23 protein-coding genes, 1 tRNA gene and 1 pseudogene are annotated in these 19,964 nt (G+C 53.9%); 13 read left to right on the top strand and 12 right to left on the bottom strand.

Going from position 1 to position 19,964, the window contains the following annotated elements; all coding sequences use genetic code 11:
- Nucleotides 1-105 precede the first annotated feature (105 nt).
- A tRNA-Arg gene (locus ACFQJB_RS02735) sits at nt 106-180 on the top strand.
- A 553-nt stretch (nt 181-733) separates the two neighbouring features.
- On the opposite strand, the gene ACFQJB_RS02730 is transcribed toward ACFQJB_RS02735, so the two are convergent.
- The 5 genes and pseudogenes from ACFQJB_RS02730 to ACFQJB_RS02710 form a co-directional block, all read right to left on the bottom strand.
- A complete protein-coding gene (locus tag ACFQJB_RS02730; protein WP_379723666.1) occupies nt 734-1,054 on the bottom strand; it encodes a hypothetical protein in 321 nt (106 codons plus the stop codon).
- Between the two features lie 564 nt (nt 1,055-1,618).
- Nucleotides 1,619-2,212, bottom strand: a complete 594-nt coding sequence (locus tag ACFQJB_RS02725) for a helix-turn-helix transcriptional regulator (protein WP_379723663.1) — start codon at nt 2,210-2,212, stop codon at nt 1,619-1,621.
- A 126-nt stretch (nt 2,213-2,338) separates the two neighbouring features.
- Nucleotides 2,339-3,732: pseudogene (locus ACFQJB_RS02720) on the bottom strand (permease).
- A gap of 174 nt (nt 3,733-3,906) precedes the next feature.
- Complete coding sequence (locus ACFQJB_RS02715; RefSeq protein WP_379723660.1) at nt 3,907-4,593, bottom strand: NAD(P)-dependent oxidoreductase; 687 nt, start codon at nt 4,591-4,593, stop codon at nt 3,907-3,909.
- A gap of 386 nt (nt 4,594-4,979) precedes the next feature.
- Entirely contained in the window at nt 4,980-5,381 is a 402-nt protein-coding gene (locus ACFQJB_RS02710; RefSeq protein ID WP_379723657.1) for a hypothetical protein, read from the bottom strand.
- A gap of 334 nt (nt 5,382-5,715) precedes the next feature.
- Between ACFQJB_RS02710 and ACFQJB_RS02705 the strand changes: the two genes are divergently transcribed.
- The 6 genes from ACFQJB_RS02705 (at nt 5,716) to ACFQJB_RS02680 (ending at nt 11,403) form a co-directional block, all read left to right on the top strand.
- Nucleotides 5,716-6,621, top strand: coding sequence for a sulfurtransferase (locus ACFQJB_RS02705; RefSeq protein ID WP_379723654.1), 906 nt, complete (start codon nt 5,716-5,718; stop codon nt 6,619-6,621).
- Nucleotides 6,621-7,136, top strand: a complete 516-nt coding sequence (locus tag ACFQJB_RS02700; protein ID WP_379723651.1) for a hypothetical protein — start codon at nt 6,621-6,623, stop codon at nt 7,134-7,136. Before ACFQJB_RS02705 ends, ACFQJB_RS02700 begins: the two co-directional genes overlap by 1 nt.
- Before the next feature lie 360 nt (nt 7,137-7,496).
- Entirely contained in the window at nt 7,497-9,845 is a 2,349-nt protein-coding gene (locus ACFQJB_RS02695) for a PAS domain S-box protein (protein WP_379723649.1), read from the top strand.
- A 262-nt stretch (nt 9,846-10,107) separates the two neighbouring features.
- Complete coding sequence (locus ACFQJB_RS02690; protein ID WP_379723646.1) at nt 10,108-10,488, top strand: halocyanin domain-containing protein; 381 nt, start codon at nt 10,108-10,110, stop codon at nt 10,486-10,488.
- Nucleotides 10,485-10,730, top strand: a complete 246-nt coding sequence (locus ACFQJB_RS02685) for a hypothetical protein (protein ID WP_379723643.1) — start codon at nt 10,485-10,487, stop codon at nt 10,728-10,730. Before ACFQJB_RS02690 ends, ACFQJB_RS02685 begins: the two co-directional genes overlap by 4 nt.
- A 166-nt stretch (nt 10,731-10,896) precedes the next feature.
- On the top strand, nt 10,897-11,403 hold the full coding sequence (locus ACFQJB_RS02680) for a halocyanin domain-containing protein (RefSeq protein WP_379723641.1): 507 nt from the start codon (nt 10,897-10,899) through the stop codon (nt 11,401-11,403).
- Nucleotides 11,404-11,440: 37 nt separating this feature from the next.
- Here the strand turns inward: ACFQJB_RS02680 and ACFQJB_RS02675 are convergent, their stop codons facing one another.
- The 4 genes from ACFQJB_RS02675 to ACFQJB_RS02660 all read right to left on the bottom strand — a co-directional run bounded on the left by ACFQJB_RS02675 (nt 11,441) and on the right by ACFQJB_RS02660 (nt 13,682).
- Entirely contained in the window at nt 11,441-12,112 is a 672-nt protein-coding gene (locus ACFQJB_RS02675) for a helix-turn-helix domain-containing protein (RefSeq protein WP_379723638.1), read from the bottom strand.
- Nucleotides 12,113-12,214: 102 nt separating this feature from the next.
- On the bottom strand, nt 12,215-12,520 hold the full coding sequence (locus ACFQJB_RS02670) for a cupin domain-containing protein (RefSeq protein WP_379723635.1): 306 nt from the start codon (nt 12,518-12,520) through the stop codon (nt 12,215-12,217).
- Nucleotides 12,517-12,903, bottom strand: coding sequence for a cupin domain-containing protein (locus ACFQJB_RS02665; protein ID WP_379723632.1), 387 nt, complete (start codon nt 12,901-12,903; stop codon nt 12,517-12,519). The genes ACFQJB_RS02670 and ACFQJB_RS02665 overlap by 4 nt, the downstream gene beginning before the upstream one ends.
- Nucleotides 12,904-13,082: 179 nt before the next feature.
- Nucleotides 13,083-13,682, bottom strand: coding sequence for a hypothetical protein (locus tag ACFQJB_RS02660; protein WP_379723629.1), 600 nt, complete (start codon nt 13,680-13,682; stop codon nt 13,083-13,085).
- A gap of 86 nt (nt 13,683-13,768) precedes the next feature.
- Here ACFQJB_RS02660 and ACFQJB_RS02655 point away from each other — a divergent pair, with 86 nt between their 5' ends.
- Nucleotides 13,769-14,074 carry a hypothetical protein gene (locus ACFQJB_RS02655; protein WP_379723626.1) on the top strand — a complete coding sequence of 102 codons (306 nt, stop codon included), beginning with the start codon at nt 13,769-13,771 and terminating at the stop codon, nt 14,072-14,074.
- On the opposite strand, the gene ACFQJB_RS02650 is transcribed toward ACFQJB_RS02655, so the two are convergent.
- The gene (locus ACFQJB_RS02650) at nt 14,071-15,075 is read right to left on the bottom strand and encodes a sodium:calcium antiporter (RefSeq protein WP_379723623.1); all 1,005 of its coding nucleotides are present in this window, start codon (nt 15,073-15,075) and stop codon (nt 14,071-14,073) included. The two genes, ACFQJB_RS02655 and ACFQJB_RS02650, sit on opposite strands and share 4 nt — an antisense overlap.
- A 79-nt stretch (nt 15,076-15,154) precedes the next feature.
- A complete protein-coding gene (locus tag ACFQJB_RS02645; RefSeq protein WP_379723620.1) occupies nt 15,155-15,493 on the bottom strand; it encodes a CGCGG family rSAM-modified RiPP protein in 339 nt (112 codons plus the stop codon).
- A 329-nt stretch (nt 15,494-15,822) separates the two neighbouring features.
- Here ACFQJB_RS02645 and ACFQJB_RS02640 point away from each other — a divergent pair, with 329 nt between their 5' ends.
- Both ACFQJB_RS02640 and ACFQJB_RS02635 read left to right on the top strand, forming a co-directional pair.
- The gene (locus tag ACFQJB_RS02640; RefSeq protein ID WP_379723617.1) at nt 15,823-16,059 is read left to right on the top strand and encodes a DUF2249 domain-containing protein; all 237 of its coding nucleotides are present in this window, start codon (nt 15,823-15,825) and stop codon (nt 16,057-16,059) included.
- Nucleotides 16,060-16,122: 63 nt separating this feature from the next.
- Nucleotides 16,123-16,356, top strand: coding sequence for a DUF2249 domain-containing protein (locus ACFQJB_RS02635; RefSeq protein ID WP_379723614.1), 234 nt, complete (start codon nt 16,123-16,125; stop codon nt 16,354-16,356).
- A gap of 181 nt (nt 16,357-16,537) precedes the next feature.
- Here ACFQJB_RS02635 and ACFQJB_RS02630 read toward each other — a convergent pair whose 3' ends face one another.
- The gene (locus ACFQJB_RS02630) at nt 16,538-16,801 is read right to left on the bottom strand and encodes a DUF2249 domain-containing protein (RefSeq protein WP_379723611.1); all 264 of its coding nucleotides are present in this window, start codon (nt 16,799-16,801) and stop codon (nt 16,538-16,540) included.
- A gap of 232 nt (nt 16,802-17,033) precedes the next feature.
- Here ACFQJB_RS02630 and ACFQJB_RS02625 point away from each other — a divergent pair, with 232 nt between their 5' ends.
- From ACFQJB_RS02625 to ACFQJB_RS02615, 3 genes are all read left to right on the top strand, one after another.
- Nucleotides 17,034-18,149 (top strand): TIGR04053 family radical SAM/SPASM domain-containing protein, encoded by a 1,116-nt coding sequence (locus ACFQJB_RS02625; protein ID WP_379723608.1) that lies wholly within the window; start codon nt 17,034-17,036, stop codon nt 18,147-18,149.
- A 2-nt stretch (nt 18,150-18,151) separates the two neighbouring features.
- Nucleotides 18,152-18,472: a hypothetical protein gene (locus ACFQJB_RS02620; RefSeq protein ID WP_379723605.1), complete on the top strand. Its 321-nt coding sequence runs from the start codon at nt 18,152-18,154 to the stop codon at nt 18,470-18,472.
- A gap of 80 nt (nt 18,473-18,552) precedes the next feature.
- Nucleotides 18,553-19,932: a hypothetical protein gene (locus ACFQJB_RS02615; RefSeq protein ID WP_379727934.1), complete on the top strand. Its 1,380-nt coding sequence runs from the start codon at nt 18,553-18,555 to the stop codon at nt 19,930-19,932.
- The last annotated feature ends 32 nt before the right edge of the window (nt 19,933-19,964 follow it).

Raw genomic sequence — 19,964 nt, 5'->3', positions numbered from 1 at the left:
CGGTGATGGTGAATAAATGAGGTGGTTCCGGGAGCCGTGTGATCGACTGGCCCACGATGGAGAGACCGACGCCCTTATTATTCGAGCATCGGAAGAAGGCAGTGTGGGCGCTTAGCTCAGCTTGGACAGAGTGCTTGGCTTCGGACCAAGTTGTCGCGGGTTCAAATCCTGCAGCGCCCATTCAATTTTTGAACGATCAACATCCGCAAGACTACGATGGATCGTTTATAAAGGCTGTAATCTGAATGCAGTCTCTACATCGGTCGCCGGCTCAAATTCATTTAAACATACAATCATTGGATGGGAGATGGACGCTCTGTTTGTCATCCAGTAGGTTCATACTGTTTTTGCTGGCGCACGAATTCAACGGCAGATAACTTCCCGCGGGTGTTGGCTTGCGTAGTACCTACAACGTCTGTTTATCGTTTCCGGCGGATCCTCGGTCGAGGAGCGCATAGACGAGGTATAGCGGGATAGCGATGAGGATCCCCATCCAAAGGAGGCCCCAGAGCCCCATTGCTCCGCCGAAGAGGCCCCATCCGCTCCCACCCATCATACCCCCACTATAGCCCCCACTACCGTGTGCAGCAGCTGTTCCAGTCGTCGCGACCAGCAACGGGACGGCGAGGATCGCGAGTCGACGAGCAGTGCGTCCGGTGTAAGTGTTGAGTTGTGTCATTATCTTGCGTTAGTGAACAGCGGTTTTTAGTTGGAAAGATCGAAACGGAAGCCTTCAGCAGTGATCTTGCCTATTCATCTCACCGGGGTACTGGACGTTTACGCCGTTATGGTATTCTTCGTCAGCCATATCTTGACCCATCTCGCCGACTGTCACACCCATCTGCGACTCCATCCACTCAATGCCAGCAGATCCCATGTGCTCGGTCATCTGCGTCTCCATCCAGACCGTCCAGTCATCAGCGGTAGCGTTGGCGGTGGGGGCCTCGTCTGCAGTCGTGTCGGTACTGTGTGCGCTGGCCACGGGGGCAGCGAACACGAGTGCGACGATGGCGGTTGCCACGAGCAGCCAGCGTCCAAGTTTAATGTTGGTCATTGTCCTTCTCCTCGATTATTCGTAGAACCGCTCGGGGGTTATTTCGATGGGCGTGAACTCACCCAGGAGAACGTTCGAGAATGTTTATACAGCGTTTTAATCGTGTCTTAGAGGTGAGACTGTTCATGCTGCTCGAATTCGGCGGAATAGCACCAAAAGCTGAGCACGTCACCTTCCCGTACGTGGAACTCTATCCCAAGGTACTGTCGATCCTACGATCAAGTGGTCGTCGACGCAATCAAAGCTGGTCGAATGTTCCTAAAAGTCACAGTGAGCCTAACGGAGACATCCATCGCAACTGTGACAGTTGGACGGGGATTCACCGGAGAACCTCCATCATCGTCGGTGCCTGGAAACGGACTGGCCACCCCACAAGTGCTCCAAGAGTCGATATCCGCGACAATTAGAGGAGCTTACGCCGAGGAAGTTCTGGGGACGTCATCAGGTTCATTTTCGCGGTCAGCAAGTCAAGGACTTGCGATGAAAGCAGTCCATATGGACATCCGTGATCCGAGTTTTGCCTTCTTGAAACGGTGAGCGAACACGGATTCCCGAAAAACTCCGCTAGTTCGCCTGTTTCTGTTGTAAGTTGTCGCTGGGATAGATGCGATATGTACGCCCTTGTCGCTCGCGGTACAGCAAGCCGCGTTTTTCCAAGTCGCTCACCGTTTGGCTGACCTTGCTCTTCGAGAAGTTCGAACGATCTCGGAGTTCGATCTGTGTGAGACCGGGCGAAGTGAGAATCGGTTCGAGGATTCGGCGTTCGTCATCCGGCAAGAGATCCAATACGCGGTCTTGTGACTGGGATCCTGGATGTATACTCTCCTCTGATTGTACGGCCCCTTCCTGCGATTCGACACTCTCAGGATCGGTTGGATTCGCCATTTCAGTTGTTGAACGCTCATCAACTACTGTACCGGCGATTTCGTCGCGAATCACAAGGTATCCGCCACCGAGAATAGCCGAAACAACAAGCGTTCCGAGGATGTACAAGAGTGGGTTTGTTCCATGAACCGCACCCATCGACGTGCCCATCATCGATCCCATTTGCTCGAAAGCCTGCTGTTGTTGGTATGCTTGCCAAGTGAGTATACTGCCGACGATGAGAACCACAACAACCAAACTACCGGCTACTGTATCAGCGCGCCGGCGATTCATCTCAACCACCGTTTGGGAAGAGACTGTCTCATACGAGAGTAGTAGTGGGACGAAGGTGTACCAGTTTTGATTGGGTAACGCAATTACGGTGAGCAATCACTCCAATTCAATCTCTTGGGTCAGTGCTCAATGGTGGTCATGGCCCTGAGACGTACTTGCCTCTGGATGTGCATGGGCGAATTCAGTTGGATTCCGCTCGAAGGATTGCTTACAGCGTTGCGAGCAGAAGTAGTACGTTTCGCCGTCGTGAGCCGACGATATATCGCTGTCGTCGGTTCGCATTCCACACACCGGATCGCGATACCGGCCAGGTGCGCCGAGACCGCGCCGATAAACGTACAGGAGGAACCCGGAGAAGACGAAGGCAATGAGGTTTAGGTAGAACGTGTAGTCAACTTTGAAGTAGCTTTTCTCAGTTGCTGTCTCCCCACCTGCAAGGTTCGGAATGATGTTCAAAGTATTGAAGAGTAATTCCATAAGGAAACCACTGAACGCCATCGTCACAAAGAAGACACCAAGGATGTACAGCATTACTTTCCACCCGTAGTACTTCCGATAAACGTTCAGAACGGGGATGGTAATCAGGTCTGCGTAGACGAATGCGATGACACCTGCAAAACTGACACCACCACCCCAAAGTGCGACCGCGAACGGGACGTTGCCGATACTACCGACGAAACTGACGACGGCAATGGCAACTCCCATAACAGCGTTCTCTGCCGTTACGAGGAGGCCATCACCCTGGATGAACAAGGTTTCCCAGACTGACTGCGGGACAAAGACAATCACGAACCCGGAGATGAGAAACCCTGCGATGACATCTGTCCAGATCATAGACCATTCCTTACGGTATTGATTTCCAATCTTATACCAGCCTCCCCAAGACAGAAACTCCTCACGCAATCCACCATAACTTGATTTCTCTTGGCGATACGTCTCCATGCATCCCTCCGAACAGAACTTTAGCGTCTCACCGTTTTCGGTCGTGAGTGAAAACTTGTCAGTTCCTTCCATTCCGCAGGTGGGGTCTTCAGTAACACCCGATTGAGTATCGTGCTCATTGAGACTGTCTCGAACTTCGTCGAACAGATTCTCGGGGAGTGTGAGATGCACGATGCCTGCCATGACAATAATGAGGACAACCCCACCGAGAAGTTCTGCAAGAAGGAACTCCCAACCCAACAGAATGAATATCATCAGCCCGAGCTCCACGATGAGATTAGTCGACGCAAACATGAACGCCATGAAGTTGACTGCATGGGCACCTTTCTTGAAGAGCCCTTTCCCGATGGCTACAGCTCCGAAGCTACACCCACTGCTCGCAGCTCCAAACAGGGTCGCCTTAGCGAGTCCACTCACGTCGCCGTCACCGAGAACTTGTGCCATTCGCTCCTTGGATACGTAGACTTGAACAAGACTCGTGATCGTAATCCCCATTATAATCGCCCACGCCGCGGTCAAAGGAATCCGATCCCGATGCGGAGTGATTCAAGAACTCCGGTGATTAGCGAGGTTTGCATAATTGTATTATCGTAGGCATGATTGATTGCAATTTTGGTTAGAAAACCCCGTTCATCTGGACGTTGGAACTTAGGAATCGTAAGTAAGGTAAACGGAGAAAGAGATGTCCGGAGTTACGGTTCAAGCGAGACTGAATACCCATCGCTGTCAGACTCGGCCGACCAAGGATTCAATCACCCACCCCGGAGACGGTGAGCGACAGCGGTGATCTGCTCCAAGAGAAATCCGGTGTCAATACTTTGGTTCGTTGTAACGACTGGCATATCCTGAAGATATGTTTTAGACTCGGTAACTTGGAGAAGGAAATCAGCAACGTCTGCGCGTGAGATCGGCCCAGCAGTGGCGTCGCCGTCAACACCGTGTACGTAATCATCGGTTCGGGGCCCATTTGTAAGGCCGCCAGGACGGACGATTGTCCAGTCAAGACCGCTCCCAGCAACGAGTTCTTCCTGTCTGGCTTTGTCGGTCATCAGATCCTGCAGCACAGTCACGTTCGCTATACGGACGTACCACGGAATCTGTTGGACACTCGATCCAAGCCCCATTGATGTCAAGACGACCAGTCGACTGATATCGTGTGCCTGCATCGCTTCGATAATATTCGCCGTACCGCGAGAAACTACGTCGACGGGGTTGTTCGCCGTTCGTCCGAGAAGACAGATAACTGCGTCCGACCCATCCACGGTGGCCTCGACAGGATTCAAGTCGAGAATGTCGCCTTCGATAGGAGTGATTAAACTGTTCGATGGTAGTTTTGCAGGGTTTCGAGTAAGTGCCTTGATCGTATGATTTGCTGTGGTTGCTTGCGCAGTTAGTTCACGTCCTGTTCCACCTGTGGCACCGAAAACTGCCAGTTTCATTTAAATATCGACCTCTCACGGTTCCCTTCGTTATCAAGGTTTCAGTGAATTGCGCTGACAAATCGAACGAAGAATAGACTGTCTGTCTTGGGCAATCAGTGAACGCGGAATTCCGTGTCAGACGAAAAGGTTGGAATAATTGTTTATACATTCTCAACCAGTTTCCCATAGAAATTACATGCTCTTGCCTAACTGAGCGAAACGTTGGTAGAATAAGCCAACGCGCCAACGCTGCTGATTGCAGCAAGGAACTGACGGCGGTTCACATCTCTTTGGTGAACGGCAAGCATCAAAAACCCAAGAGAAGATCAAAGTGCCGTTGAATCCATCTGCATTCACGAACCCTGAAGAAACGATTGAATTGCTATCTGCGTCTGAACACCGGCTCATCGGGAGCAAGTCGCTTCGTATCCATTCTCCGGGCCGTCAGAGAAAACGAAGGTATGGGCCAGAGTATTGGAAGAACACTCAGCATATTCGGTTTGGACGATTCGTCCCTCAGAGTCCTCGATTATATACACAATTGTCATGCCGGGGTTCCACTTCTCAAACGAAGCCGTGAGTGTCTCATGTGCAGGAATCGATACCTGTCGTTCAGTAGCATTCCACTTGTCGGCGAGAGAACCATTTGAGTATGATCCATCGGTTTGCAGTTCCACGAGCTCAACGGTTTTGGGAGTTCCCGTGCTATTCATCACCTGAAACGTCACGTTACCAGCACCTACTGAGTCGTTGATTATGTACGCGCTCAATTGGTAGTTGATCGACTCCGCATTTTCAACAGTCACACTGGCCGACGAGGGTTGAATTGCTGTACAGCCTGCCGTCACGATGAGAAAAAGGAGCGAAAGTGTGAGTGCCCGATGAAACATCACCTGCAACCAAGTCGTGTAATTATATCAACTTTTCTTCATGGGATCAGAGTGGATATGGCAATGGTTCTGAATTACCTAAGTCTGTTATGCACCCGATGCGCGTGTGTAGCATGGAGGGCATGTAGTTCTCAGTAATTCGTTCTGCTTTACAGCTCAACCGATATCAATGTCTCCGCATTGTATTTGGAGCCAATCATGATTTCATCCCGCTGCAATCTTCCATATTTACTAAATAATAATCCCCCGAATGCTTAAATTAAGTCTCCTCCCAGATCTTAATGTGTCCTATCCTGATACCGAGCCACTGTGTTCGGCTGAATGGATCCGTGACCATCTAGATCGATTCCAAAGTGATGATCCCGATTATCGGCTTGTTGAAGTCGATATGGATCCAGGGGTTTACGATGAGTGGCACATCCCTGGTGCTGTCCAGATCAATTGGGAAGAAGACATCATCGACGGATTAGGCGGTAATGTTATCGATCCGTCAGAGGCAAAAACACTCTTCGGAGACCTTGGCATCACACAAGATACGACCGTCGTCGTATATGGTGATCAAGCAAACTGGTTTGCTGGACACGCCTACTGGGTTCTCAAGTATTATCAGCATGAGAATGTCAAACTGCTTGATGGCGGCCGCCGATACTGGAAACTCCAAGACTACGAACAAACCCAGTCAGTGCCAGAGTACCCCGCCCAGGAGTACGTGATCGAGGGGACGGATGAAAGCATTCGGGGCTATAAGGACGACATCCTCGAAACACTCAACGAAGATCGACCAATTATCGATGTTCGGAACCCACAGGAGTACCGAGGCGAAAAGCCCCCGGCTGAGATTCCAAACACGACCAACAGAGAAGGCCACATCCCAACAGCGGACAATGTCCCGTGGGGGAAAGCAGTGAATGCTGATGGAACATTCAAACCAGAGTCAGCACTGCGGGACATCTATGGGGAGTATATCGGATCGGAGAAGTCCTCTGTGGCTTACTGTCGAATTGGAGAACGATCTTCCGTAACCTGGTTCGTTCTCTCAGAGTTGCTTGGTGCTGATGCGGTCAATTACGATGGGTCGTGGACTGAGTGGGCGGCTGACGAGGAAGCACCCGTCGAAATACAAACACCTCCCGCAGCAGAGGAGGGTGATGACTAATGTCATTCACAAAACAAAACCTAGACGGAGATGTGCGCGGTGAAATGGTACAGGTCTGTATAGACGGGGTCATGTCCGTATTTCAGGATCGAATGCGCGACATGCTCGACGAGGAAGGTATCGAAAGACCGGATCCAAAGCCTGAGGAGTGGTATCCGCTTGCCAAGTTCTTAGACGTGCTTGAGGCTGTCGAGCAAAATACCGGTGAAAGCGCACTGAATAAGGTTGGAGAATCCACACCACGATTTTTGGATTGGCCGAGTCAAATCGAATCACCACAGGATGGATTAGATCATCTCGAAGAGATATACGAAACTGAACATCGGAACGCCGATGGGAAGTATACATGCGAGTCACAGGGAGAAGGACAGGCTGTGATCACGTCTACAACGCCTTATCCCGTTGCTTGGGAGGTCGGATTCATCAAAGGTACTGCCCAACACTTTGGCGCTGATTACGGGCGCGTTGATGCAACAGACGACGGGGCTGAGACTGTGTTCGAAGTAAATTGGTAGCAATCGGCTGCAATTAGCACCTTTAAAATTTCTTTATTATACCCTCTGACTGATCTGTTGAGACATCCTCGTGTCTATAAATAAGGGATCAGTGAGGTGGGTATCGAAATTTGTGAGCAATTGAGTATTGGTGTCCAGCAAGGGGTTGAAAATGAATTCATTTAAATCTGCCTGATCCACCATGTTATAAATATAGCACACACCAATAGTATTAGACAATGAAGAGACGTATTGCCGGCTCGTCGAAGATTGGGTGCCGGTATAGCTCTTCCAAGCCGTATATCGGGGGTCCGTGCGGAATACATCAAGCAGGGAGATACCATATACTGCGATACGAGAGTCCGGCACACCGGTATGAGTATGTCCTCCGATAAGAGTCGCGTTCTTTATGTATATGATGAGATGGAGACTGCTGGTCAGATTGAATCATCCCCGATTCACAACAAAGACGAATTTATCGTCTCAACTGCAACGAGCGCCAGTGAGGGACTCGATCGATTAGCTAACGAAGAGTACGCCTGTGTCGTCTCAGGTTATTCCCTGCCAGGAATGAATGGGATTCAATTTCTCAAACGCATCCGTGAGAAATATCCAGACCTCCCATTCATTCTCTATACGGGGAAAGGCTCAGAACAAGTAGCCAGCGATGCCATCAGAGCTGGTGCAACCGATTACGTTCGACAAAGGAGTGGAACCGATCACACCACGCTCGTGACCAACCGGCTACAAAATGCTGTAGCACGGTATCGATCCCAGCAGCGAGCGGAGGATCACCAGCGAATTACAGATGTCATCCGGAATCTCAACGGTGCTTTGGTTCGTTCCGATACGGTCGCTGAAATCGAACAGAACGTTTGTTCCATCCTGAATAACGCTGATCCCTACCTCGCGACGTGTATCGCGGAAGTCAATACCGGGACAATGGAAATCGAACCGCGAACATGGGCTGGTGATACGGACGGGTACTTTGAAATATTGGATATGTGTGTCGCCGAGGGTGCTCCAGGTCGGCAAGCTCCTGGTGGGCGCGCGTATCACGATCGGGAAATTGCTATCTCACAAGATATCTCCGAAGATCCGCAATATGAACAGTGGCGTGACGACGCCACTGATCGTGGTTTTCAATCGCTGGGGGTTGTCCCACTTGAATACGATGAGACACTGTATGGCCTGTTAGCGATGTTTGCAGATCGACGGTACGCATTCGATGAGACCGAACAAGAGCTACTCACTGAGTTGGGGGATGATATCGCACACGCGATACAGGCACGAAAGGCTGAATCATCCCTTCAGATACGCAGCCGAGCGATGGACGAGGCTCCAGTCGGAATCACCATCACTGACCCTGACAAGCCGGATAATCCCATGGTGTATGTCAATCAAGAGTTTACAGCGGTGACAGGGTATACGAAGGCCGAAGCAGTTGGCAAGAATCACAGAATTCTCCAAGGAGCAGCGACAGCTGACGAACCTGTGGCTGCGATGCGAAAAGCCATCGACAATGAAAAACCGGTGACAGTCGAACTCCGTAATTATCGGAAGAACGGAGAGTCGTTTTGGAACCGAGTCTCGATTGCTCCAGTTTACGATGATGATGGAGGTTTGATGAATTTCGTCGGGTTTCAACAAGATATCACTGACCGTAAAGAGTCTGAACAGGAATTACGCCGGAATGAGCGACGCTTCGAGGCGATGCTGAATGATCCGAATATCTTGGTGGTCGTCGTCGATATCAATGGCACTGTTTTGGATGTTAATGAGACTGCAATGGAGTATATTGATGCGAGTTTGCGGGATGTGAAAGGGCTAGATGTCTGGGAATCACCGTGGTTCTCCGAAGAGCATCAGTCACTCATCAAAACGACTGTAAAGAAAGCGGCTGCCGGTGAGTACGTTACCTACGAAGCCGATCTGACCTACCCCAATGGAGACCCCTACAATCTCAATGGTATGGTTCGGCCGGTTACCGACGAGTACGGGGAAATCGTCTCAATTATCATTTCTGCCCGTGATGTGACAGAACTCAAAGAGCGTACTCGCCATTTACATGTCGTTGACAACTTCCTACGGCATAATATCCGGAATAATTTGAATGTGATTCGAGGCCGTGCTACAGACCTACACGAGGAACTCGATGGTGATTTCGAAGCTTCCGCGGAAGCCATCGTCAATCAGGCAAACGATCTCTGTGACACGAGTGAGAAATCTCGTGCAGTTGTATCCGTGCTTATCGGTGATAAAAAACCTATTACGGTCGAGATTCAATCGCTAATCGAAAAGGTTGCTACCCGACTGTCTAAGGAATGGCCTGACACAACCATCGAGGTGACTGAAACAACCTCTTGTACGGTAACGGCGATTTCTTCGCTTGAATCCGCGCTGGAAGAGCTGTTTACGAATGCGATCATACACAACGATAGTGAGAACACGCACGTAGGAGTTACACTCACTGTTAATGATGACACCGCGATCCTAACAATACGAGACAATGGGCCCGGACTGGTGAGATTCGATACGAATGTCTTGGAGAGCGGTAATGCAATCGAGGATATCTCTCACGGCAGTGGCTTGGGACTTTGGTTAGTATACTGGACGATCAAGAGATCTGATGGTACCATTCAGGTCGACGAAAGTGCAACGGGTGGGACAGCAATTACGATTCGTCTTCCAGTAGTGACCAACCAGACAGATTCTAATTTGCCGTCGTAAAAACGCATATCTCTCTTGCTGGTTGCGCTTGATTCGCTGGTATAATCTAATCTTGGTGTTATAATCGAATATGTTCGGCTGAATGCACTCTTACCTACGGCGTGTTCGATAATATATGAGGACATCAAACCGAAATTCAGGATCTTCAGATGCGAGCACGCCGATAAGGAAAGAGAGACCAACCAAGCGGACGCAATCGTCGACGTCACTGAGTCGGCGAGGATTGCTTCAGGCTGGAGCCGCAGCGAGTGCGACAGTGGCGATGACTTCCAATGTGACAGCCCAAGAATCGCCCTATGGTGGTTGGTTTGACGAGACGGACACCTACAACGGAACGGTCGATGGAACTGGACAGGAGACAGTCACAATCAGTGTCGGTGCTGGCGAGTCAGGACTCACGTTTGAGCCAGCTGCGATCGCCATTGATCCTGGTACAACTGTTGTCTGGGAGTGGACTGGCGAAGGCGGCGGCCACAATGTCGTCGCTGAAAACGGCAGTTTCGAAAGTCAGACCGTCAGCGAAGCCGGACACACGTTTGAACACACCTTTGGTGACGAAACTGACGGTGAACTCTTCAAATACGTCTGTGTTCCTCACCAAGCACTGGAATGGTCGGTGCAATCGCCGTTGGTGACGCTGTGACGCCCACTGCTGACGCAAGTAGTGGATCATCGGGTGGCACCGAAAACGACGCCGGCACCAGCACAGATGGCGATGCTGCTACTGGGGACTCGTCAGGTTACGGTCTCTCGTCGGATGGACAACTCGCGGTGCTTGGTGGTGTACTTGGAACTGCGTTACTCTCGCCGGTGTTCCTCGGCGTCGCGTTGAAACTGATATACGAAGATGACCGTCCACCAGAACACCCGACCGCCTCACGATAAGCTGTGGATGGTCTATTTTTGATCAGCATGGCCGTTGGCCTCACAGCTAACATATTGTCAACAGCCCGTAGATTCGACCCGAACTGGTTCGCCACACCTCCCGATCGACAGGAATCTGCGAGAGGGGTAATGTGGTGGCGAGGCTTCGATCACGTGAGGACACACTATGACTGACACAACACACCGGCGGACGATCCTGAAACTGGTCGGCGCAACAGCCTCGATGACAGCACTTGCCGGCTGCAGTGGCGGCGGTAGTTCCGGTGGTAGCGACAGCGGAACCGATAACAGCGATTCGACGGAAAGCGACAGCCAATTTCTCGACTCCGAACCTGAGTATGAGGGCTGGTTAGATGATGTTGATAACTACGACCAGACCCGCGATCTGACCGGCGAAGACACGGTCACTATTGCTGTTGGGGCTGGCAACGATGGGATCGCCTTTGATCCCCCTGCGGTTGCTGTCTCACAAGATACAACGGTCGTTTGGGAGTGGACTGGCGAAGGCGGTGGGCATAATGTTGCTGCCCAAGACGGTAGTTTTGAGAGTCAAACGGTGACTGATGGTGGCCATACCTTTGAACAGACAGTCTCCGAAACGGGACTTCTCAAGTACCTCTGTACGCCGCATGAGGCTCTTGGGATGAAAGGTGCAATCGTCGTCCGCGGCTGATCACCCTGTTTGCTACCAACTTGTTTCAGTCCCAGCCCTACTCCGGAGCTGAGATACGTCGTTCCGATTCGATCGGCGTGGGAATATCGTCAATAAAGTGTTTGATCATGGTTTCTTCAGCGCGATGCAGTGTCTCACTACAGGTTGATTTCGCAATCCCGGCTGCCTCTGCGACATCTGTCAATGAACAATCCCGAGGAGTATCATAGTATCCTAATTCGACAGCTTTCAGCACCAACTCCTGTTGGGTCTCTGAGAGCAGTTGCGTGGTGTGTAACCGCTCTTGGATGTACTCAATATTGAAATCTAAATCGAAGTTGCGCAACTGCGACGCAAGCTCCGAAAGTCGTTCATGGGAGCCTGTGACGTCAACAGTTGCCTGTCCGTCGGCTATTTCAACTGGAAATTCGATCGGCATTCCTGATGCTTGAGCCGACAGATGGAGTAACGGTGGGCTAACAGTCTCAACCTGAATAGTCACTTCTTGTGCTGTTTGTTGGATGATCGAGAGTTCAGTGATCTCTTCGTGGCTGTCTATCGATTCGATGAGTGCGTCTGGCTCTGACGTTTGAAGTTTAAGCAAAGCAAACGCCGCACCCGAATCCGGCACCGCGGTCATGATCTTAAAGACGGCCTCAGGGTGTTTTCGTGATACATCCCCAATCCAGATGTGCTCCGGGAGGGTAACCGTCAATCTCGCTTGGGTCATAATGTAGTGCTCCGAGGGATCGAGATTTTCGACGCTTGTACTAGCATGTCAGGTAGTCTGGGCTCACGAGGGATATCAGCATTGACGAACATGTTCGGTTTATTACTCACTTTCTGCTGGTGCTAATACGATGAGAGCCGTGCTTGGTTCGATTGCCCGCGGCGAGATGGCTTTATCCCCACCAAACCGAGCGATGTCACCTGCTTCCACCATATTAGTCTCCTCGCCAACTCGTAGCTCCAACTTCCCGGTGACGAGATACAGGACGATCTCACGATCCGGATGTGTATGCGCAGGGATTTCCTCATCGGCTGCGAGCGTGAGCCGGATTGTCTTCGGTTCTGCGTTAGGGAAGACCCGAGTGTGAGGCTCACCGTCAAGGGCGGACAAGGTTCGGACAGTTGTCATTGCTCGGTCTCCGGTGGCTCGAACGCATCGTGTTTCAACCCACGTCGCACCGGATCGTGTTCGCCATCGGTCGGCGGTGGCGCGGTGACCAATACGGCTTCCAATCGACTGTCGTCATCGGCTTTGATCCCACGATCGGTGTCAGCTTCGACAGCAACAACTGATCCCGGCTCAACACCGTGATCGGTATCGCCCTCGCGGACGAGCCCACTCCCGGATAGAACAGTGATTACCACGTCGCTGTCGGGGGCATGAACAGGAATGAACTGGCCGGGCTCGAAGTAGCCACAGACGGTTTTCTGGCGATCAGTGCGGCATAGCTCGACCGCCGAGAACCGCTTGTCGTCGTAGTCCCGCTCGGCGTCGATGCTCGTCGCTGTCATCGGTGACGCTCCAGTGTTTGCGGTGACTGATCGAGGATGTTCCCGAGGATTGTGCTGCCAATTGATTTAGGGAAACCTAAATTCATCTGATTCAGCATTGCTGATGCTGACCGAAAGGGGTTCGCACGAACATGTACGGTCAGGAGGGCTGCAATGCTACCGATGCCGCCGACTCACAATCAAAATGGCGCGTCGGATGAGTTGGTTTGGTCACTAATTTCGGTTCCCGCTTCACTTGACGGTGTACTGCTCCGGCTGCTACGGTCGCCGACTTCACCAGAGTCAGGTACCTCGCCTGTTTTTCGATATACTGATTCGATTTCGGCTAGTTTCGCATTGATCGTCTCGCTTTGGTGATGCATCGGGTGGCTGCGAACACGGACACACTCGTAGTCGTGGCGGCCGCCCAACCCGTTCCACGCCCGGAAGGAGCCGATCGTCAGCGTGTGTGTCTGCGGGCAGAACGGTGTCGTCGGCGTGAACTCCGCCCGCAGGACGGTCGATTCGTCGGCGTCTTCGGCGTACCGGTAGCCGGCGTTCGGGTGGCGTGGATCAAGGTTCAGCCGCGCGAGGTTGTAGTCGAAGGTCATATCATAGACGCCGCGCTCCTCGAACAGTTCGCGGGTGAGCGTATGAAAGGCGACGTGGGTATCGCCGGTCAACACATCGTGGCCGTCCAGAAAGCTATCGGGTTCGGGAATGTTCTCGGGGACAAAATCCTCGATATCATCAAACGCCGCACCATCGTTGTCGCTGAACGGGAATGAGATATCGACCATACAGGAACAACAATCGCCGTCGCCCTATCGCTACTCCCGAAGGTGTTCGGGCTGTTGGCTTTGCGGCTGCCGACCTGACAAATCGCATGGTCGACCGAGCGACCGAACTCCGGCAGCTTACTGACCAGATCGCCGACTATGACGCTATCGACGACGCGTTCGTGGCCAAGAGCTTCACCGACCAGCTCGTCGTCGTCGACTGCAAGGCAGGTGAAACCCTCCCAGCAGCTATCACCGAGCGGCTCCACGACCACGGCCTCGACGGCGCGAACGACGTGTACGCGACGACTGAAGGCGACCAATCGTCAGCCGGCGCGGTCGGGGAGGGAACCCGCCACCAGTTCGTCGATACCGAGACGCGTGGCGATCACCAGTCGTACGTCGTCGATTAAATACCGCGAACAGTTTCAATAACGCCGAGCGATTCAAGCGTGATCCACACCACAAACAGAAGATAGAGCGCAAGAAAGCCGACAGCTTCCGGATCTGTGAGTTCGAGATCGGTACGGGCGAAAACCAAAAAGACGAGCGTCGCAAGACCCAGAAACCCCATCGTCGGCACCGCTGCGAGGAAGTTAATCGTCGCCGAACCGGCCAGCAGAACGCCGACAGGGATGGCGACGAGGAGATTGAAGATGTTGCTGCCGAGGACGTTCGTGAGGCTGGTGATGCTGTCATCATCTTGAGCGGCGGTGATGCTGACGAAAGCATCCGGGAGGCTCGTCGCCGCCGCGATGACGGTCAGCCCCCACAGGAAACTCGGGGTGCCGAACAGATCGCCCAGCGACAGCGCGCCACGGACGAGGCCCTCGACGCCGACGGCGATCACAAGCAGGGCGATTGTCAGTCGCAGCACCGCTTTCCGAGGGTCGATCGTGAATTCCTCGCCGACGTAGTCGGTGGCATCCTGCTGGTGGAGGAAGAGATAGGTGAGATAGGTTCCGAGCGGCAACACCATCAGTGCCGGCGTCAGAATCGCGGCCGTGTTTGTCCCGCCTGGGATGTACGTGGCCCCAAGCGCGAAGACGATGAAGGTGATGAGGACGCTGATCACGTAGAATTGGGTGTCTCGATGGACAAGATTCCGCGTTGATCCAAGTTTTTCGCTGGCGAACGCGGAGAGTGCCGGAATGACGAGTATGTTGAAGATGGCACTCCCGACGATTGCACCGACACCGAGGGCGAACTCGCCGTGGACGACCGTGCTGATGACGATCGAACTGATTTCAGGAAAACTGGAGCCAACGGCGACGACGACCGCTCCGTGGACGGCGATTGGCAGCCCGTAATGCTTGCTGAGTCGCCCGGCGGCCCGCTCGAAGTGCTGGCTTCCTACCCAGATAACGGCGGTGGCGACAGCGATAAGCAGCAGTGAGCCGACGAGGCCGACCATTTGTCGGAACTTCTCGACAGACGGTGAAAGGGTTACGCCATGGAGAGAGCTCGGGACAAGCGGGTCGCAGGTCGGATCGTCAACCGAGGTGAACGCGGGTGACGTGACCGCCACAGCCACACTGCTCGATATACTCGTAGTCGATTTCGGTGTCGATGTCGGCAGCATCGAGTGCATCGTAAAGATACTCTGAGGGATGGCCGTGGTCGCCGTGGGTGACGAGGTTGACGTGGTACCCTGACTCGGTGTGTTCGATGGCGTCGATGGCCTGGCGGATGAGGAGTTCCTGATCCTCGCCATGCTGTGGGAGTTCAAGGTTCGCTGACCACGAGGTGTCGTGGACATGGTCGGTGATCGGCTCGGCGTCGCTGTGTGGGTGATCGTTGCCGTGTTCGTCGTCGTGGGTTTGCGTTACCATAGCTGTTCCTTGGTGACTGACACGGATAAGATCGAATCCGAATATGTTCGTCAAAGGAGGGAGGGCCCTCCGCCGACATGTGAGTTATGTGTCTATCACGCCACCGCCGCAAATCGCCGTCGGTATCATCGCCGCCGGAGTCGGGGTGTCTCTTCAGTCACCTGCTGTGGCTCTTCTGTGGGGACTTCTCGGCTATGTTGTGATCAAAATCGCCCAGAGTACTGTTTGGACGTTGTTCGGCGACCCCCGTCACTGACTGTGGTCAATCCGAATCAGAACCGAACACTATCGGGAGAATCCGTATCTGGGGTTCGGTGTAACGTGAGGGTATGTCTGTAGACTCCGCAGACGGATACGCACAAACGGTTGATGCACGCGCAATCGACGGCGAACCGTTTAGTGACATCATGGCCGCGATCAACAGCCTTGGTGATGAAGAGACGGCCCTCTTGATCAACAGCTTTGAGCCGAAACCACTGTACCCGGTGCTCTCCCGGAAAGGCTACGAATACGACACCACACAGATTGACGACGACGAGTGGCGCGTGGCGATCAGTCACGCCTGAGGGAACCCACCTGAACATCTTCGGGAGCAGGCCCATACCCACAGGGACACTATCAGGGACTGTATGACAACCACAACGCTTGATGTTCGTGAGATCCCACCGCAACAACGACACCCGAAGATCCACGCTGCCTTCGAGGAATTAGATGCCGGCGAGTCGCTGACAATCATCAACGATCACGATCCGAAGCCACTGTTCTACGAGATGCAGGCCGAGATCGACGCCTTCGATGCCGACAACTATGAACTCGAACAGCGCGACGACAACGAGTTTGCCGCGACGTTCCCAAAACAATAGTCGGCGACAACGCAGGCAGAATCCCGTCTTACGTGAGGTTTTCACCTGTGGTTCCACCCCACGATCACTCATCGGCGAACTCCCGTGTCAACAGACATTCTGTCCCGGCTGCGAAGGGGGCCGTCGCTGTCGTCGACAAGGGGTGTCGCGACTATGGACGTATGCTCAAATTGAGGGGAGGCTAGTCGCGCCAGATCGCCGTCACGACTGCGTCCGTTGTTTCGACCGTCTCATAGCTGTAGCCGCGATCGTCCAGCTTTGGAAAGAGGTGTTGTGGCGCGCGGTCGTTGTGCTGTACCAACACCGTCTCGTCGTCCAGCTCAGTCAATCGTTCGAGCGTTTTTTGTAGGGGCTGCGGAGGTGGCAACTCACGAGCATCGAGTGTCTCTCGTGGGGCATCGATCGGTGCATCAGTCGTTGATAGTGGGTCAGCGGTGTTTCCCATCGATTCAGTCTCGGGTAGCGAGAACAAGGAGGTTGATCCCGAAGATGTTCGTCTCATTCGTCGGTTCTCTGTGGGGAACATATTCGGGAGTGTGGTTTAGCCCTTCCCGGCTTCATTACCAGTCGTACCAATTCCACACGGTCGTCCGACCATCTCGCTCCGTCCTGCGACAGGATGAGTGCCAGCATCAATTGAATACCACAGACGATAGCGACACCCGACACACCGACTCATGAACCCACGAGCCATTGATACGACGGAACGGCCGTTCGTCCTCATCTGGGAGTTGACTCAGGCCTGTGAACTGGCATGTAAACACTGTCGCGCCGACGCAACACCGACCCGGCATCCCGAGGAGCTCACGACCGAGGAGGGCAAACAGCTTCTCGATGACGCCCGTCAATTCGGCAAGAATCAGCTGGTCGTCCTCTCCGGCGGCGATCCCCTCGCCCGCAACGACACCCGAGAGCTCGTCGAGTACGGCACCAACATCGGCCTCCAGATGACACTCACCCCAAGCGGAACAGACTCGCTGACGGCCGATCGCGTGCAGGGATTGGCCGACGCCGGCCTCCGACGGTTCGCGGTCAGTATCGATGGCGGCTCGGCGGCCGCTCACGACGAGTTCCGCGGTGAGCCCGGGAGTTTCGACCAAACACGGGATGCGATCACGGCAGCCAAGGCGGCCGGGCTCCCGATCCAGATCAACACCACCGTCTGTGCCGAAACGGTGAACCAATTGCCTGAGATCCGCGACCTCGTTGCCGACGTGGGAGCTGTGCTCTGGTCGGTGTTCTTTCTTGTTCCGGTCGGTCGCGGCCGGGTATTGACACCGATCGCTCCCGAACGTGCGGAAGCCGTAATGGAGTGGCTCTATGCGGTCGACGAGGAAGCTGAGTTTGGGATCAAGACAACTGAAGCCCCACACTACCGCCGGGTGGCTATGTCTCAGGAGAACGCAAGCGGGCCACAGACTTCACCAGACGATGGGATTGGGCGACGGATGGGGATCACCGCAGGCAACGGCTTTGCGTTCGTCAGTCATCGTGGGGAGGTATACCCCTCTGGCTTCCTCCCCAAATCAGCGGGCAACGTCAGGACGGATTCGATCGTCGATATCTATCGAGACACAGAACTGTTTCAGTCGCTTCGCCAGCCGGAGGCACTCGGCGGCAAATGCGGTGCGTGTGAGTACAAACATGTCTGCGGTGGGAGTCGGTCACGGGCCTATGCGTACACCGGTGACCCGATGGCGGCCGATCCACTCTGTGAGTATGTTCCTGACGAGTATGAGGGCCCACTGCCAGCGCATCCAACGACTGACCACAATACATCGACTGCAGACTGATTATGAATACGCCTGAAACACTTTTGACTGAAGTAGACGACAAGGAGGCTGGGGTAGCGACCGACACCAATGCATCGGTTGCTCAAGCGGCGATCCACATACAGGCCGAGCGGATCAAAACGGCTGAACTCCAGCAGGCCTACAATCGGCTTGACGTTGACTCTTCGTTGTCGACCACTGAGAAGGAGATTCTTGAAACGATGGCTACTGCGATCGTCGACGAGATTGTTGCGGCACCGGTATCCGTGCTTGATCGCGCTGATGCATACGACGATGATACCGTTGAAACTGCGCTTGAACTGTTCAATCCAACAGACGAGTAAACTGATAGTTGGACGGTAAACACTGCCACCCGAACGTATTCGGGGACACCGGCACGGCGGCTCGGCCTGAAGAGGCTGATATGTCGACACTGGCAACCGATCTTGATACCGACGGAGGGCCACCGATGCGGATCCCGTTGCGACATTTTCTCGTCGCTATCGGCTTCCTCTGTGTTGGTGGGGTTGGTGGGATCGCAACGCTGACCGGGACACCGACTTCGTTGCTCCCGCTTGCAACCCTCCATTTAGTCCTCGCCGGCTGGGTCTGTATCACCATCATGGGTGCGATGACGCAGTTTATTCCTGTCTGGTCAGGCGTTGCGCTGTATTCGAAACGGCTCGCAACGCTACAACTGTGGCTCGTCGGCACCGGGTTGTTGGGGTTTGCCGCTGTGTTGACGCTCGGTGAGTTGGCACTTACCCCGCTGTTCGGCGCAGTGCTCCTCGTCGGGTTCTGGTGTTTTGCCTACAATATCGGCCGCACGCTGTGGCGATGTGAGTCTCTCGATATCACTGAATTACATTTCATATTCGCGGTCGGCACTCTCGTTCTCGTGACTAGTCTCGGGTTTCTGCTTGCGGTCGATTTCACCACACCGCTGTTCACGATGACTGGTGTCTCACGGATCGCCGTACGGGCAACGCATGCGACGCTGGCTGGTTTCGGGGTTGTACTGATGACGGTCATCGGCGCGCTCTACCAGCTGGCGACGATGTTTACCCAAACCCAGATCCACGGGCTCGATAGCTACCTCCAGCGGTTCGAGGGTGTCGGCTACCCGGTAGGTATTTTTGCGCTGGCCGGCGGCCGGCTGTTCGGGGTTGCGTGGCTTGCGACTGCCGGCGGCCTCCTCATCAGTACGACACTCGTAGGCGTCGCGGTGATCCTCACCCGCCGGCTGGTCGAAACAAAGGTACCGTGGACGCCAATGCTCTCGCGGTATGCAGTCGTTGCCAGTGCTCTTGCCGGCTGGGCAGTACTGGCAGTGCCAACATGGCTGACCGCGCCGCTCGCGGAGGCAGCCCTGTTCGGCGCGCCACGAACCGGCGTCCTGTTAGGTATCGGTGTTGTCGGCTTTGTGATCTGCGGCACGCTGTATCACATCGTGCCGTTCATCATCTGGGTCGACCGCTACAGCGACCAGTTGGGCTACGAGCCGGTGCCAATGATTGATGACTTGTACAGCGACCGGCTGGCCGCTGTCGATTTTGGGCTGCTGACGACGGGAACGGGAGCCATCGTTGGAGGAAACTACCTCGGGATCGGTTCGATACTCGTTGCCGGGAGCGGCTTGCTCATGGCTGGCGTCATCGTGTTCGCCGCCAACATACTCCTCGTACTCCACACGCACAGTCCCGATCCGCTGTCGGTCACCCTCTTCGGCCGGCGGCTTCGTCCGACTGCGACGAAGACATCAGATGGGACGCCCAGCAGTGAGGATCCGACTCCCGAGAAGTAGCGAACGGAAATCGACAGCGAGTCGGTTCGAAC

Origin of the sequence: Halonotius sp. GCM10025705 (assembly GCF_042662885.1) — an archaeon.
Taxonomy (GTDB): domain Archaea; phylum Halobacteriota; class Halobacteria; order Halobacteriales; family Haloferacaceae; genus Halonotius; species Halonotius aquaticus.
Note: the sequence above shows the minus strand (reverse complement) of the source record. Positions and strands in the feature narration are given on the sequence as shown.

Bases quoted from the DNA above. Each gene is read 5' to 3' on its own strand.
- ACFQJB_RS02730 (WP_379723666.1), bottom strand. From the start codon at position 1,054: ATGACCAACATTAAACTTGGACGCTGGCTGCTCGTGGCAACCGCCATC.
- ACFQJB_RS02725 (WP_379723663.1), bottom strand. From the start codon at position 2,212: ATGAATCGCCGGCGCGCTGATACAGTAGCCGGTAGTTTGGTTGTTGTG.
- ACFQJB_RS02715 (WP_379723660.1), bottom strand. From the start codon at position 4,593: ATGAAACTGGCAGTTTTCGGTGCCACAGGTGGAACAGGACGTGAACTA.
- ACFQJB_RS02705 (WP_379723654.1), top strand. From the start codon at position 5,716: ATGCTTAAATTAAGTCTCCTCCCAGATCTTAATGTGTCCTATCCTGAT.
- ACFQJB_RS02700 (WP_379723651.1), top strand. From the start codon at position 6,621: ATGTCATTCACAAAACAAAACCTAGACGGAGATGTGCGCGGTGAAATG.
- ACFQJB_RS02695 (WP_379723649.1), top strand. From the start codon at position 7,497: ATGTCCTCCGATAAGAGTCGCGTTCTTTATGTATATGATGAGATGGAG.
- ACFQJB_RS02690 (WP_379723646.1), top strand. From the start codon at position 10,108: ATGACTTCCAATGTGACAGCCCAAGAATCGCCCTATGGTGGTTGGTTT.
- ACFQJB_RS02680 (WP_379723641.1), top strand. From the start codon at position 10,897: ATGACTGACACAACACACCGGCGGACGATCCTGAAACTGGTCGGCGCA.
- ACFQJB_RS02675 (WP_379723638.1), bottom strand. From the start codon at position 12,112: ATGACCCAAGCGAGATTGACGGTTACCCTCCCGGAGCACATCTGGATT.
- ACFQJB_RS02670 (WP_379723635.1), bottom strand. From the start codon at position 12,520: ATGACAACTGTCCGAACCTTGTCCGCCCTTGACGGTGAGCCTCACACT.
- ACFQJB_RS02665 (WP_379723632.1), bottom strand. From the start codon at position 12,903: ATGACAGCGACGAGCATCGACGCCGAGCGGGACTACGACGACAAGCGG.
- ACFQJB_RS02660 (WP_379723629.1), bottom strand. From the start codon at position 13,682: ATGGTCGATATCTCATTCCCGTTCAGCGACAACGATGGTGCGGCGTTT.
- ACFQJB_RS02655 (WP_379723626.1), top strand. From the start codon at position 13,769: ATGGTCGACCGAGCGACCGAACTCCGGCAGCTTACTGACCAGATCGCC.
- ACFQJB_RS02650 (WP_379723623.1), bottom strand. From the start codon at position 15,075: ATGGTCGGCCTCGTCGGCTCACTGCTGCTTATCGCTGTCGCCACCGCC.
- ACFQJB_RS02645 (WP_379723620.1), bottom strand. From the start codon at position 15,493: ATGGTAACGCAAACCCACGACGACGAACACGGCAACGATCACCCACAC.
- ACFQJB_RS02640 (WP_379723617.1), top strand. From the start codon at position 15,823: ATGTCTGTAGACTCCGCAGACGGATACGCACAAACGGTTGATGCACGC.
- ACFQJB_RS02635 (WP_379723614.1), top strand. From the start codon at position 16,123: ATGACAACCACAACGCTTGATGTTCGTGAGATCCCACCGCAACAACGA.
- ACFQJB_RS02630 (WP_379723611.1), bottom strand. From the start codon at position 16,801: ATGGGAAACACCGCTGACCCACTATCAACGACTGATGCACCGATCGAT.
- ACFQJB_RS02625 (WP_379723608.1), top strand. From the start codon at position 17,034: ATGAACCCACGAGCCATTGATACGACGGAACGGCCGTTCGTCCTCATC.
- ACFQJB_RS02620 (WP_379723605.1), top strand. From the start codon at position 18,152: ATGAATACGCCTGAAACACTTTTGACTGAAGTAGACGACAAGGAGGCT.
- ACFQJB_RS02615 (WP_379727934.1), top strand. From the start codon at position 18,553: ATGTCGACACTGGCAACCGATCTTGATACCGACGGAGGGCCACCGATG.